The 13,614-nt window shown below is 41.7% G+C and carries 12 protein-coding genes; 4 read left to right on the forward strand and 8 right to left on the reverse strand.

Annotation, left to right across the window (positions count from 1 at the left end; translation table 11 throughout):
* Positions 1-26: 26 nt before the first annotated feature.
* The gene (locus tag WG989_RS03920) at positions 27-1,847 is read right to left on the reverse strand and encodes a DUF885 family protein (protein ID WP_340427509.1); all 1,821 of its coding nucleotides are present in this window, start codon (positions 1,845-1,847) and stop codon (positions 27-29) included.
* Between the two features lie 52 nt (positions 1,848-1,899).
* Here WG989_RS03920 and WG989_RS03925 point away from each other — a divergent pair, with 52 nt between their 5' ends.
* Positions 1,900-2,997, forward strand: coding sequence for a VIT1/CCC1 transporter family protein (locus WG989_RS03925; protein ID WP_340427510.1), 1,098 nt, complete (start codon positions 1,900-1,902; stop codon positions 2,995-2,997).
* A 215-nt stretch (positions 2,998-3,212) separates the two neighbouring features.
* Complete coding sequence (locus WG989_RS03930; RefSeq protein ID WP_340427511.1) at positions 3,213-4,928, forward strand: tetratricopeptide repeat protein; 1,716 nt, start codon at positions 3,213-3,215, stop codon at positions 4,926-4,928.
* A gap of 8 nt (positions 4,929-4,936) precedes the next feature.
* On the opposite strand, the gene WG989_RS03935 is transcribed toward WG989_RS03930, so the two are convergent.
* Both WG989_RS03935 and WG989_RS03940 read right to left on the reverse strand, forming a co-directional pair.
* On the reverse strand, positions 4,937-6,736 hold the full coding sequence (locus WG989_RS03935; RefSeq protein WP_340427512.1) for a BatD family protein: 1,800 nt from the start codon (positions 6,734-6,736) through the stop codon (positions 4,937-4,939).
* 196 nt (positions 6,737-6,932) lie between these two features.
* On the reverse strand, positions 6,933-7,649 hold the full coding sequence (locus WG989_RS03940) for an SDR family oxidoreductase (RefSeq protein ID WP_340427513.1): 717 nt from the start codon (positions 7,647-7,649) through the stop codon (positions 6,933-6,935).
* A gap of 80 nt (positions 7,650-7,729) precedes the next feature.
* Here WG989_RS03940 and WG989_RS03945 point away from each other — a divergent pair, with 80 nt between their 5' ends.
* The gene (locus WG989_RS03945; protein ID WP_340427514.1) at positions 7,730-8,428 is read left to right on the forward strand and encodes a YjjG family noncanonical pyrimidine nucleotidase; all 699 of its coding nucleotides are present in this window, start codon (positions 7,730-7,732) and stop codon (positions 8,426-8,428) included.
* A gap of 78 nt (positions 8,429-8,506) precedes the next feature.
* Here the strand turns inward: WG989_RS03945 and WG989_RS03950 are convergent, their stop codons facing one another.
* The 5 genes from WG989_RS03950 to WG989_RS03970 all read right to left on the reverse strand — a co-directional run bounded on the left by WG989_RS03950 (position 8,507) and on the right by WG989_RS03970 (position 12,413).
* Positions 8,507-9,067: a transposase gene (locus WG989_RS03950; RefSeq protein ID WP_340427515.1), complete on the reverse strand. Its 561-nt coding sequence runs from the start codon at positions 9,065-9,067 to the stop codon at positions 8,507-8,509.
* A gap of 104 nt (positions 9,068-9,171) precedes the next feature.
* Positions 9,172-9,828, reverse strand: a complete 657-nt coding sequence (locus WG989_RS03955) for a phosphatidylserine decarboxylase family protein (protein ID WP_340427516.1) — start codon at positions 9,826-9,828, stop codon at positions 9,172-9,174.
* A 37-nt stretch (positions 9,829-9,865) separates the two neighbouring features.
* A complete protein-coding gene (locus WG989_RS03960; protein WP_445298482.1) occupies positions 9,866-10,528 on the reverse strand; it encodes a M949_RS01915 family surface polysaccharide biosynthesis protein in 663 nt (220 codons plus the stop codon).
* Positions 10,528-11,445 (reverse strand): phosphatidate cytidylyltransferase, encoded by a 918-nt coding sequence (locus WG989_RS03965; protein WP_340427518.1) that lies wholly within the window; start codon positions 11,443-11,445, stop codon positions 10,528-10,530. Before WG989_RS03965 ends, WG989_RS03960 begins: the two co-directional genes overlap by 1 nt.
* An 11-nt stretch (positions 11,446-11,456) precedes the next feature.
* On the reverse strand, positions 11,457-12,413 hold the full coding sequence (locus WG989_RS03970; protein WP_340427520.1) for a CPBP family intramembrane glutamic endopeptidase: 957 nt from the start codon (positions 12,411-12,413) through the stop codon (positions 11,457-11,459).
* Between the two features lie 45 nt (positions 12,414-12,458).
* Here WG989_RS03970 and dusB point away from each other — a divergent pair, with 45 nt between their 5' ends.
* Complete coding sequence (dusB, locus tag WG989_RS03975) at positions 12,459-13,499, forward strand: tRNA dihydrouridine synthase DusB (protein ID WP_340427522.1); 1,041 nt, start codon at positions 12,459-12,461, stop codon at positions 13,497-13,499.
* Positions 13,500-13,614: the final 115 nt, after the last annotated feature.

The raw sequence follows: 13,614 nt of genomic DNA on the forward strand, positions 1-13,614 counted from the left end.
CTCGGCGTGATTTTACAAGTAGCACACTACTTCATCTCCCCCGCAAACTTCCAACCCGTTACATGATTTTCTTTTAATGGTTGATTGATGAGCACAGCACGTACCATTTCAATCGGCATACTGTTCTCTTGTAATATCCGGTCGTGAAAAACTTTGTTCGTCATTTTACCACTGCCCACCAATTCTTTGTGCAATGCTTTAAACTGCAAGCCGCCCAGCATATAACTTACCTGGTACAACGGTCCGTAAGTGCTTGCAAAGGAACGGCGCACTTCTGCTTCTGCATTAGCAGGTTCGTGCCCAACACGATCCACTAAAAAATCAATACACTGTTTCGGCGTCCATTTATTTGTGTGATAGTTAATTGAAAAAATAATGCGTGCACAACGGTGCATGCGCCAGAACAACATGCCGATCTTATCTTCAGGTGTGCTGGCAAAATTATTATCCCACAACAGCATCTCCCACCAAAGCGCCCAACCTTCGCCCCAGAAAGAGGTGCGGAACGGGTTACGGTAAGGTTTGTATCGGCTGTTCATATAATACTGCAGGTTATGACCGGGAATTAATTCATGATGCACCACCGCTCTTGAGAAATGACGGTTGTTGCCACGCATCGTCATCATCCGATCCGCTTCATTCATATCTTCTGTTGGGTAAGCAATTAATATCTGTGCACCACCTAAAAAGAACGGTGCAAATTTTTGTTCAGCAGGCGTAAGCATCCGCATACTCCATCCTTCTTTCGCCATTTCAGGAATAGTTACCAGTTGTCGTTGTTCAATAAACTGAATGGCTTCATCAGCCAGAAATTTCGCCAGCTCCGGTTGCTTACCGATCTCTACATAGTTTGTTTTTACTTTTTCCAATGCCGCCTTCCAGTTGGTTCCAAAACCCATCTGCTGCGATGCTTTCAACATTTCTTTATCACACCAGGCAAATTCCTGCATGGCAATGGCCTGTATCTGTTCGGGTGTGTACGGGATCATTTCATATTGCAGATCACGAATGAGTGCTTCTCTGCCAATGGGATTGCCAATGATGCCGCTGCCATCATCTTTCTGTTGCACCGCTTTTGCTTTTTTCTTTAACCACGCAATGTAGGTACCAAGTGTTGTGTCTGCTTCGAGATAAGATGGCTTTGCATTGCTGGTAAACTGCGGATCATATCCATCATAAAATTTAAACGCTTCGTTGAACGCCCTGCGCAGATCGCTTACTGTTACAGAAGCCAGTTGAAATTGTTGAGCTGATAAGTCAGTACCTGTTTCGAGCTGCTTCATGTTTTGCAGCACTTCCTCTTTCAACTGTATAAAAGATTGCGCCACTTCTTTACCGGGTTGTTGTTGCCCTACTCTGCGTTTTTCTTCAAACGAAGTGATGTGTTTGGCAAATGGAATAACCGGCAGCAGCGATGTGTATTGCTGTTCATCGGCTAACAATTGCGATTGATCTTTTTGAATATTTCGTTTCAACAATAAATAATCGACCTTATCACTAGTTGTATAAGTAGAAAAGGGTTGTTTCTTTAAACGCTCCAGCCAATCAGTATAAAAACCTTTCATACGGTTGAAATATTCCGGCGAATGTTTGATCACATATTTCCGTTGCAGCATTTGCGCATCGGCATTGTATTGATTGATGAAACCATATACTTTGCCTGCATCGCCACTTTGTGCAGAAAGCGAACCGGCAGCAATAAGAATCAAGAGGAAAAGTGTACAACGACGGGGCATAGAACTGATTTTTGGGATGAACGTTCCTGCAATGTAATAAACCGTTTCGTTGTTTTTTGATGAAATTAACCGATGCTGGTATTCATCAGCCCACATCACGATCAAGGTCATAGTAATCCGGGAGTATATTGCTTATTTTGTTCCAACTATTTATATTCAAGCTATGAACCTGAAAAATATTCAAACCGAAATAGATGCTGCTTTTCTTTATCAAAAGCTGGCAACACATGAAGACGATCCGGTTATCGCCAACGTGTTCAGGCAAATGAGTGAAATTGAAAACAGCCATGCCGTTGCGTTTGCTGCCAAAGAAAAGATCGATGCATCATTTCTTCCTAAACCGTCTTGGCGGGCAAAAACCTTAAATCTGATCGGTAAAGTATTTGGTTACGATTACGTATTGGGTGCAGTGATGGATACAGAGAAAAGTATTTCCAACGCAATCGTTCAAACCAAAAAGAAAAACAAAGAAGCTATTACCGGAAGCGAAACAACGCATGTAAAAATCCTCCGCTCCATTTTAGAAAAAGAAGTTGAAGTATCCGGCAAACAAATTTCACGGTTTGAAAAACGACATCGTTCTGTTGGCGGCAATGCCATTCGTGCAGCGGTGTTAGGAGGTAATGATGGGTTGGTTTCCAACTTCAGTCTGGTAATGGGTATTGCTGGTGCTACACATGGTCAGGAGGGCGTTTTACTGGCAGGTCTTGCAGGATTATTGGCCGGAGCGTTATCGATGGCATTGGGCGAATGGATCTCTGTAAAAAGTTCGCAGGAGTTGTATGAAAACCAGATGCAACTGGAAATGGAAGAGCTGGAAACAAATCCCGAAGGAGAGAAAAAAGAAATTGCCTTGATCTATATGGCAAAAGGAATTGATGAACAACAGGCTTACATACTGGCAGATGAACTGATGAAAGATAAAACAAAGGCACACGATCTGTTAGTGAAAGAAGAATTAGGCATTGATGCTGAAGAATTAAAAGGATCAGCAGTTGAAGCAGCTGTTTATTCATTCATCTTATTTGCCATTGGCGCCATCATACCTGTTGCGCCGTTTATGTTTACCACAGGCACTGCTGCTATTGGCATCAGTGTTGCAGTGAGTGCATTGGGTTTATTCCTGATCGGCGCTGCTATTACATTATTCACCGGACGAAATGTTTGGTTCTCCGGTTTCCGGCAGGTGTTGTTTGGTTTAATTGCTGCAGCTATCACCTTCGGCATAGGTAAGTTGATCGGTATATCAATTGCAGGGTAACTTAAACATATGCGGTTGCATTGGAATTGCTTCGTTTAATTGTATACAGCTGATAGACTCATTTCTGTTCCTGACATAGATGACTCAACAACAGTACAGAATCGCTGGTAAAATAACTGCTAACTTGTAACTGATAGGTTGTACCTTATATGTTGCTTGAGAATTTTATCAGCAATATCACAGAAGCTATATAGTAGTTTTAAACTCCGATAGTAATGAACAGTTTATTTCAAGGTATTCCGAAAATTAGCTTTGGGCTATTGTTGTTATTGTTTGCGGCATGTAAAGAAAGAAGTACTTCTCCATCAAAAGAAGAAATCAACGAGATAAATCTCAAACGTGGCAATGTTGTTTTGTGCGGCCCTGCTGATGAACAATTCGGTACTGTTCAGTTTATTACTTCCTGTTCGCCGAAAACCAAAGAAGACTTTGATCTTGCAATTGCGCTGTTACATTCATTTGAATATGATGAAGCAGAAAAAGTGTTTGCAAAAGTGATTGAACAAGAACCAACCTGTGCCATGGCATATTGGGGAGTGGCTATGAGCAATTATCACCAGGTGTGGCCTTCGCCACCAACTCAAGCCGAGTTGCAGAAAGGAACAAAAGCGATCCTGATTGCACAAGCGTTAAAGAATAAATCAAAAAAAGAAACAGATTATATTAATGCCATTGCCACTTTTTACAAAGACTGGAATACAATCGATCATCGTACACGCACACTCAGTTTTGAACAGGCAATGGAGAAAGTTTATGCTACTTACCCAACCGATAAAGAAGTTGCAGCATTTTATGCATTAGCTCTTGTAGGTGCAGCAGATCCTGCTGATAAAACATATATCAAACAACGGAAAGCCGGCGAAATATTAACCGCATTATTTCCCGGCGAACCAAATCATCCCGGCATTGTACATTACATTATTCACACCTACGATTATCCTGAGCTTGCATCATTGGCATTACCGGCAGCAAGGAAATATGCAGCCATCGCTCCTTCTTCGGCACATGCACAACATATGCCTTCGCATATTTTTACAAGACTCGGGCTTTGGAATGAATGTATTCAATCAAATCTTGTTTCAACATCTTCTGCAAAATGCTATGCTGAAACAGCCGGCATTAAAGGTCATTGGGATGAAGAACTGCATGGCATGGATTATATTGTTTATGCTTACCTGCAGCGGGGCGAAACGGGTTTAGCCAAACAGCAATTCGATTACCTTAACACCATTAAAGAAGTGTACCCGGTAAATTTTAAAGATGCTTATGCCTTTGCGGCTATTCCTGCACGTTACTATCTCGAAAATAAATTATGGAAAGAAGCAGCTGACATGAAGATGCATCCAATTGATTTTCCCTGGCAAAAATTTCCCTGGCAAAAAGCGATCATTCATTTTACACGGTTGATGGGCGCTGTTCATACAAACAAACTTGATGCAGCAAAAACTGAATTGAAAATTCTTGACAGTATGCGTCACTTATTGATCGCTGAAAAAGATGTGTACAAAGCAAACCAGGTGTTGATACAACAAAAAACAGGCGAAGCGTGGATACTTTTTAAAGAAGGAAAAACAAATGAAGCCTTAATTCAAATAACAACTGCTGTTGAGCTGGAAGATAAAACAGGAAAAAGTCCCGTTACGCCCGGTGAAATTATACCTGCAAAAGAATCAATGGCGGATATGTTACTGCTGATGAATAAACCGAAGGAAGCTTTGGCAGCTTATGAAGCAAATTTAAAAACGCACCCTAACCGCTTCAATGCATTGTATGGTGCAGGATTGGCAAGCGAGTTATCTGGCGATGCCGGAAAAGCAAACTACTATTACAAGCAATTGCTTACAGTAGCCAGCTCTCCCAATGCCGGCAGAACTGAATTGGAAAAGGCGAGAGTATTTTTAAAAAATGATGTAATTGCTGTTGTAAAATAATTGCTGCGTTATATTCTTCTGTCAACTTCCTGCATTAGTTCTTTTGATTGCTCCATCAGTTGTTCCCTGTTATCTGTTACTTCCATCGGACTAAACAAAGCCAACTCACATAACTGGAAAATTTGACTGAACGCTGTTGCAAGGTCGGGCCAGTTTTTTTGTTGCAATGCATGCACTAATTGTACATTACTGATGTTTTTTGCCGTCAAATCCAATCGTTCCATTAAAAAATCCTGAAGGCCTTGTAACAGCAACGAATAAAACTGCTTGGGTTGAAGACCTTGCTGCACATAAGCCGCCGGTTGCAAATACGCTTCGATTGTTTTTTGTGGCTGCATATCTTCCTGCACTTCTTCAACAATTGCTTGTGCTGCAACTTTCGTTTCCTTTTTGTGTTGCATGAAAAAGATGCCACCGATCAATACGAGCAATCCACTTCCAACACCAGCAACCCACACCCAACGTGGCGTTCCATCTTCAACGATCGGCACGTCCTGAAACACCGGCGTTTTACGCTTAACCGCTGCCGTTACATTTAATTGCAAACTGTCGCTTGAAATGGTGTGATAGGTTTTCGTTTGTTCATCGAAATACGAAAACCGGATGGATGGAATATTGAACAATCCTGTTTTGGAAACAGAGAACGGAATATCAAATGTTTTGCTTCCGCTGATGGGCGATGAATGTTTATCGATCTGCTCTGTTAGTTTTGCATCAAATGAATCGACACCCGAGGGCCAGCTGATCGTTGGCACTGTGATCATGGGCAAATTGCCTTTGCCTTTAATGGTAATACGTAAGGTGGCATTATCGTTGGCGGCAATGGATGTATTTAGCAATGTTGCATCCATCTTAAACTGACCAACAGCGCCATTAAAGTTTTCAGGTTTGCTTTTTTCAGGCAGTTCCAGCACATTCACCTGCAATGAATCGCTTCGTAACACAATACGCTCTTCAACAATATCACCATTTTCCAATTCAGCCTCTTTCATTTTTTCCATCACCGCATCTAACCAACTGCCGGTTTCTTTTGTACTGCGTGTTCGTGCCCTGATCATCCGCACCAGGTTTTCTACTTCAACCGGCTCAATGGTTATCTGTCCGGCTTGTAACGGATACAACTGCACTTTACGGATGAGATAACAGTTGTAGAGTTTCCCATTGTACATTTCTTTTGAAAAAATACCCGTCTCCGGCCGTTCCATGTCTACTACCGAAAATCCATTGAGCGATGGACGTTTTACAATTTTCGATTCGCTGTCGAGCCGTGTAAATAATTTGAAGGTTGCCAACACGGGTTCTCCAACATAGCAGGTTCGTTTATCGATCGTGGCTTTAATAAATAAATTCTTTTCAATTTTCTCTTTTGCATTTTCACCGGGTCGCAAATAATAATCTGGCTTCTCTTCTTCCAATACTCTTGCATCTGCTACCACAATCATAAACGGAGAAGATGTATAAACCCGTCCTTTTACTTTTACCACAGCCGATGCAACAGGTAGTTTGCCTTTTATTTTTGGGCGAAGTAATATGCTGTAGGTAACGTATTCTGTTAATGCACCATTGATCCATGTCCATCCATTTGTTTGATCGAGCCCGGTCACTTGTTCAAAGTTGCGGAACGAAGGTGCCGTAAATTCATCGATCTGGCTGGCGCCTTCCACTACAAACTGCAATTGGATGGTTTCATTCAACTGTACCACTGTTTTACTGGGTATCACAGAGAATTTTACCTGCGCCGATACAACTGTAACCTGCAACAGCAGAAACACTGTTAATACAAAACCATATGACCGTTGCTGTAACATGCGTGTACAAAATTAGCGGAAGAGTGGCGTTGAGCAGATGCCGTTGATGTAAGTTGATGTTAAAACGACCGTTGATTTAATTGATTGATTGATATGAATGATGTGTTCAACAGGCAATTGGCAATAAGCAACAGGCAAATCTGTATTTATTTGCGTCCATCTGTGGCCAATCATCAAATCATCATCTCATCAGCGGTCAAAGATCCCCCAACTGCGGCCGGATGGTGATTTCTTCCACACAGGCCTGTGGCGAAAGTTGTGAACTGGCGTATACCAATTTGGCAATATCGTCTGCTTCCATGATCCGTTTGGTAGAATTATCATAATCGCCCCATGAATCAGTCAATACGGCACCCGGGAAAACAGAAGTTACTTTGATCAGATGCGGTTTCATTTCTTCCCGCAGATTTTTACTGAACCCATGCATGGCATATTTGCTGATGCTGTAGGCACCGCCGTTGTTATAGGCATGCAACGAAGCAATGGAACACATGTTGAAAATGTGGCCACGTGAACCACTTACAGGACTTTGTTTCATCATCTGCGGCAATAACTTTCGGGTAAGGTGATAGGCGCTGTACAAATTGGTAGCGATCATTTCTTCCAGAAAACCGTCTTCTTCGTTATGTACGCTCCCAAGTAAAAAATTACCGGCGTTATTTACCAACACATCAATGTTGAAACTATTGTCGAGCACCCATTTTCCGAAATTATCAACTTCCTCCCGTTTGCTGAGATCTCTTGCTTTGGCTTTGATCTTTATGCCGGGATATTTATCCTGCAACTCGGCCATGGTTTTGTAGATCGCTACTTCACTTTTCGAACTGAGATACAATGCATGCCCGTTCGCCGCAAAAATTTCGGCGATGGCTTTACCAATTCCTCTTGATGCACCGGTTATTACAACGTTCATAAAAAAAGTTTGAGGTACGAAGTACGAACTTTTTTTGCTCTAAACCGTACCTCTACCTTTGTACTTCGTATTTTGCAATTATGAACTATCGTCACTTGTTTTTCGACCTCGACCATACCCTTTGGGATTTTGATGCCAATGCTATGGAAACGTTGGCGGATGTATATAAGGATCTCGATCTGCAAACAGCCGGCATCAATGACTTTGATCTGTTTTGCAAACACTACCTGCACCACAATGCTGTACTATGGGATCGCTATCATCACGGATACATTACAGCCGAGGAACTGAAGTGGAAACGGATGTGGCGCACCTTACTTGAATTTAAAAATGGCAGCGAAGAACTGGCTCGTAAAATGAGCGGCTATTTCCTTGAGGTATTACCCACAAAACAAAACCTGTTTCCATATACCCATGAAATTCTGCAACATTTAAAAGAGAAGGAATACAAGCTTCACCTCATTACCAATGGTTTTGAAAAAACACAATGGCGAAAATTAGACAACAGCAAACTGGGACAATATTTTGAAGAAGTGATCACCAGCGAAACCAGCAACAGTGTAAAACCAAACAAAGAAATTTTTGAATACGCCCTTCGTATTACCGGTGCTGAGTTAAAACAAAGCATTATGATCGGTGATAATTTAGATGCCGATATTAAAGGCGCCATTAACGCAGGAATGGATTCGATTTTTGTGAATCATATCAATGCAGAGTTGAAAGGAATAAAGCCAACGTATGTGATTACGCATTTGAGGGAATTGGAGGAGATATTTTAGTGAGTGGTGAAGCGAGTGGGTCTCCGATAGTGAACTAATCTACACGCCGAGGTCGGTGTCCCCACCGACCGAACTCAATCAAAATGCATCCATATAATGCGTAAGAATTTCAAATTCATCAAACCCTGATTCATAAAATCTTGCTGATGAAAATCGATAGTCTTCTGGTAATCGACATAAGTTCCAATGATCTTGCAAAGGGTTGTAATGTAAATAATTCAACTTTTGCTCTGCGACATCTTTGCTGAAAATATGCACAGCCAGTGGATCTCGTTGCCAAAAATTATACTTTCGATCTGATGCTGAAACAGAAAATTGAAGTAGCTTCTCTGGATTTTCTGCTACCAGCTTTTTTTGAAATTGATGAGAAGTGAATTTTTCAAAGCTATTCTTGGGAAACTCTTTTCCATTCATGGCAAATTGTTGCCACAGAAGATGGATATGATTCGGCATTATCACATACCCATAAATTTCAACCAATTTTTTATCGCATAGCCATTTAAAACTGGAGATAATTATTTCTTTGTATGCGTCTTCTTTTAAAAGATGTGCCCAATTCCTGATTGTGATTGTCCAGAAATAAACAGCACTTAACTCTGTATAGGAATTTCGGTGTCCTTTATAGTTAGTATCAGACATTTTGATTGCGGTCGGTGGGGACACCGACCTCGGCGTAGCGGTTCATACTTCTTTCAGGAATAATAGAACCGAAACACTGACCATTCAATACTCACCCCTCACCATCAATATTCAGCCAGCACCGTAACGCCTGCCTGCACTTTCTCATTCAACTTTACATTGATCTTTGTACCGGGAGGCAACAACAGATCTACACGTGAACCGAATTTGATAAAACCAAGTTCACCGCCCTGCTCTACTTTTTGTCCGGGTTGGAGATAGTTTACGATGCGTTTGGCAACAGCTCCTGCAATTTGTTTTACAAGGATCACAATACGATCGTTACTCAACACCACACTATGACGTTCATTTTCGGTGGATGATTTCGGATTCCAGGCAACGAGGTATTTACCTTTGTGGTATTGCGAATAATTCACTTCACCTGCAATAGGATTTACATTCACATGTACATTCGCCGGGCTCATAAACACACTTAACTGAATGCGTTTGTCTTTGAAATATTCAACATCGGTTATTTCTTCGATCACTACCACTTTGCCATCGCAGGGACTGTAGATCGCATGTTCGTTGGGTGGTGTACTACGCTTCGGAATACGAAAGAAGGAAACAATAAACAGGAAGAAAAATAAGGTTACTGCAAAAATGAGCCAGGATAATATGGGCAACCCCGGGCTTACAAAATTGAACACCAGCAGGTTGATAACGATAAATAAAACGGCTGCAATGGAAATACTTTTGAATCCTTCTCTGTGAATGGTCATGTAACTGATTTGAGCTGCGAAAGTACAAAGAATCGGGCTACTGGTATTGTTGCTGGCCAAACTTCTTCCAATGCTCCACTGCAAATGAAAGAAATGCTTTCGGCGCATCGCTGAAGGCGGTATCGGCTTTCCAGCTTCCGCCAATAGTATCGTTCTGCAGAATCATTAATTCCTCACCACGGATCGCATATTTTTTTCCTGCTTCATACATGATGAGCTTTTTTTCATTCGGACTCACATCGCCCTTGCAACTCAACGCATACACCATTGTTATTTCAGCAATACCATTGCTGTCGAGATCGGTGATCGACAAATGATCATCATAAAATGTACAGGTAATGTCCAGTCCACAATTCGTGATATTGTCCTTCATCTTCCACTTCGTCACAAACCCACTATCTGTTTTTTGATACAGCACAGCTGATAGTTTTGCCGACGCATCCGTTTGTCCTTTTTCAATGTATGCTCCCGTTTCATACAACACCAGCCAGTTTTCACCGGATACATCGTGCCATTTTTTTGCACGTTTCAACTGATACGAACTGGGCAACGGCAACAATGCACTAACAGCAGCTGTTACTTCTTCTACTTCTGATACATTTTTTTGTTCCTGCACAACAGGTGTTGCAGCACCCTCCTGCTTTTTATTTTTACAAGAGAGTAGCAGCCCCAAAACCAGTATCACACAAATACGTATCATCAGTTTATCAGTTTTAAGAGGATCCATACAAAAGGTGTTGCCAGTAATAAAGAATCAAAGCGATCGAGAAAACCACCATGACCCGGCATAAAACTACCACTATCTTTTACGGCAGCCAATCGTTTCAATTTACTTTCCAGCAAATCGCCAAAGGTTCCGGCTATGGCTGCCACTGCTGCTATAGCGGCCCATAAACCTGCGGAGTATGGCTGCATCAAATGACCAATTATACCCATCACTATAACTGCAAGAATGAATCCGCCAATTGTTCCTTCCCATGTTTTTTTAGGAGAAATGGAACTTAATGGTGTTTTGCCAATCAATGAACCAACAATGTATGCCATGGTATCATTTACCCAAATTGAACCGATTATGATTAATGGAACTACAAAGCCTGTTATTTCTGCTAATGAAAATGAGATTATCGAAAATGCATCAGCATTACAATCGTCACCATTTTGCGGCATCCACATTGCACCACTTCGAAGACTGAGCAACAATGCCCAACTAAATGAAATATAGATCAGTCCGAATACTGAATGGGCGATGTATTTAAAATTAAAATGTTTGGAAAACAACAACTCACTTAAAGGGATGATCAACAAGCCGATCAACGCTAATACCCAACCAATCGAATGAAGCGATACTTTGTCCGTAACAAACCAATCGTTGGTAAAGAATAACAGCAGTCCATAACCGCCCAGCATTACACCATACTTATGAAATGGATTGATGGTTTGATATCCTTTGTCGATCAGACCCACCAGTTTCTGGTATTCGAACCAGCAACCAAAATGAATGATGCTGAACAACAGCAGAAAACTCCATTTATTCCACAACAAGCCAACAAGCATAATTGCAACAAACAGCAAAGCTGTAAGTGCACGTGTGCGGAATGTTTGCCAGTTAAACGCCATGAATGAATTTGTTATTTAAGATATTGGTTGGGCGATGAGTTGTTTTGTACAGCAGCAATACTGTCGGGATATACTTTTGTTGCCGTCAGTTTTTTTAATAAAATAAACAGGCCCACCAATATCGCCGCACTGATGACTCCTGCCCACCAAGGCGCACTATCACCCACTTCCATATCGATCTTTTTATCTTTTGTGTATTGCCAATACAGAATTGTTACCATCAACGCATTATTAAAAAAGTGTGCAATGATGCTGTACCATAAATTACCGGTGTAATAAAAAATATAACCGAGTACCATTCCCAAAGCAACACGTGGTATAAATCCATACCAGGAAAAGTGGATGGCGCTGAAAATAAATCCGGTTATAAAGATCACCAGCCAGGGAATTTTAAACCAACGCATAAAAATGCTTTGCATGGCACCTCTGAAAAACACCTCTTCCACAATCGCAGGCATCAGGGCAATAATGAATAATGCAATTACATAATCAGCAGGAGTTTTAAATGTCGCCATCAGCTTTACCTGTTCTGCATATTGCGATTCCATGCCATCAAACATTTTTTTCATAGATGCAGTAATGGGAATGGCTTTGTTCAACTCTGCTAAAAAACCAACAAAGGGCAACGCACATAACATGATCAGTATCGCAGTAACTGCCCGGTTAATATGCAATCCTTTTTTAAACCCTAACCGTTCAAATGGTTGCTTGCTGGCAATACGTGCCGTTACAAAAGCAGGAATAAAAAAAATGATGATGGTCGAAACTACCTGCATCACCTTTACGGCATCCACGTTTGCAGGATTGAACATTTCTTTTTGCATGTCAAACAACGACTTGCCCGTCATACCGATCCAGATAGGAATGGCCGCTGCACTGCCGATCACAAAACATCCTACCCAGATACCGATGAGGATCAAAAACTCGATTGGTGGTTCTAACTTGCGCTGATATTGATTTTCGTACATAATAACTGGTGAAAACTGACTAAATTTGCAGCTTGTTTTTATAAAGTGGTAAAGATAGGTAACATATCGCTTCCTGAGTTTCCGCTCCTCCTTGCTCCGATGGAGGATGTGAGTGATCCTCCATTCCGTGCTGTTTGCAAGGATAATGGTGCCGATATGATGTTCAGTGAATTCATCAGTAGTGAAGGATTGATTCGTGATGCCATCAAGAGCCGCCAGAAACTCGATTTTGAAGAAGAGGAACGTCCATTCGGTATTCAGATTTTTGGTGGTGATGAAGAAGCGCTCGGCATGAGTGCACGTATTTGCGAAACCGTAAATCCTGATCTGGTTGACATCAACTTCGGTTGCCCCGTAAAGAAAGTGGCGATGAAGGGTGCGGGTGCCGGTGTGTTGAAAGATGTTGACCTGATGGTGCGGTTAACCGCCTCCGTTGTTAACTCCACTTCGTTGCCTGTTACTGTAAAAACAAGATTGGGCTGGGACGACAATACCAAGAACATTGAAGAAGTGGCTGAACGTTTGCAGGATGTTGGTATTAAAGCCTTGAGTATTCACGGACGTACACGTAGCCAGATGTATAAAGGTGAAGCCGATTGGACACTCATCGCTAAAGTGAAAAACAATCCACGTATTCATATCCCGATTTTTGGCAATGGTGATATCGACAGTGCTGAAAAAGCAGTGGAGTACAAAAACCGTTATGGCGTTGATGGCGTGATGATCGGTCGTGCAGCCATTGGTTACCCATGGATCTTTAACGAGATCAAACATTTTGTAAAAACAGGAGAGCATCTTCCACCACCAACAATTGAGCAACGGGTTGAAGTTTGTCGCAAACACTTGCATAAATCTTTCGAATGGAAAGGACCGAAAGTGGGCATCTTCGAAATGCGTCGTCATTACGCCAATTATCTGAAAGGCCTTCCTAACATTAAAGAATATCGTGGCAAATTAGTTACGCTGAACACGGTTGAAGAAATAGATGCGGTGTTAGATGAGATCGTTGTAAAGTTCAGCGGTTTTGAATTTGCTCCTTCGAAAATTGAATTGATCAACTACCACGAGAAGTGCCCGGTGAATTAAGGGTCGGGGCGCTCAAAGCGACCTGAACCGTTGTCTGAGTCGGGACGCTCAAAGCGGCCTGAATTCTTCCATTATTTTTTTTGTTTCATTTTTGTATCTTAACAGAAACACGTTT

The sequence above is a fragment of the Lacibacter sp. H407 genome, from assembly GCF_037892605.1.
Taxonomy (GTDB): Bacteria; Bacteroidota; Bacteroidia; order Chitinophagales; family Chitinophagaceae; genus Lacibacter.

What these genes read in the sequence shown, in the direction of transcription:
- WG989_RS03920 (WP_340427509.1), bottom strand. Translation starts at nt 1,847, where the DNA reads ATGACCTTGATCGTGATGTGGGCTGATGAATACCAGCATCGGTTAATT.
- WG989_RS03925 (WP_340427510.1), top strand. Translation starts at nt 1,900, where the DNA reads ATGAACCTGAAAAATATTCAAACCGAAATAGATGCTGCTTTTCTTTAT.
- WG989_RS03930 (WP_340427511.1), top strand. Translation starts at nt 3,213, where the DNA reads ATGAACAGTTTATTTCAAGGTATTCCGAAAATTAGCTTTGGGCTATTG.
- WG989_RS03935 (WP_340427512.1), bottom strand. Translation starts at nt 6,736, where the DNA reads ATGTTACAGCAACGGTCATATGGTTTTGTATTAACAGTGTTTCTGCTG.
- WG989_RS03940 (WP_340427513.1), bottom strand. Translation starts at nt 7,649, where the DNA reads ATGAACGTTGTAATAACCGGTGCATCAAGAGGAATTGGTAAAGCCATC.
- WG989_RS03945 (WP_340427514.1), top strand. Translation starts at nt 7,730, where the DNA reads ATGAACTATCGTCACTTGTTTTTCGACCTCGACCATACCCTTTGGGAT.
- WG989_RS03950 (WP_340427515.1), bottom strand. Translation starts at nt 9,067, where the DNA reads ATGTCTGATACTAACTATAAAGGACACCGAAATTCCTATACAGAGTTA.
- WG989_RS03955 (WP_340427516.1), bottom strand. Translation starts at nt 9,828, where the DNA reads ATGACCATTCACAGAGAAGGATTCAAAAGTATTTCCATTGCAGCCGTT.
- WG989_RS03960 (WP_445298482.1), bottom strand. Translation starts at nt 10,528, where the DNA reads ATGATACGTATTTGTGTGATACTGGTTTTGGGGCTGCTACTCTCTTGT.
- WG989_RS03965 (WP_340427518.1), bottom strand. Translation starts at nt 11,445, where the DNA reads ATGGCGTTTAACTGGCAAACATTCCGCACACGTGCACTTACAGCTTTG.
- WG989_RS03970 (WP_340427520.1), bottom strand. Translation starts at nt 12,413, where the DNA reads ATGTACGAAAATCAATATCAGCGCAAGTTAGAACCACCAATCGAGTTT.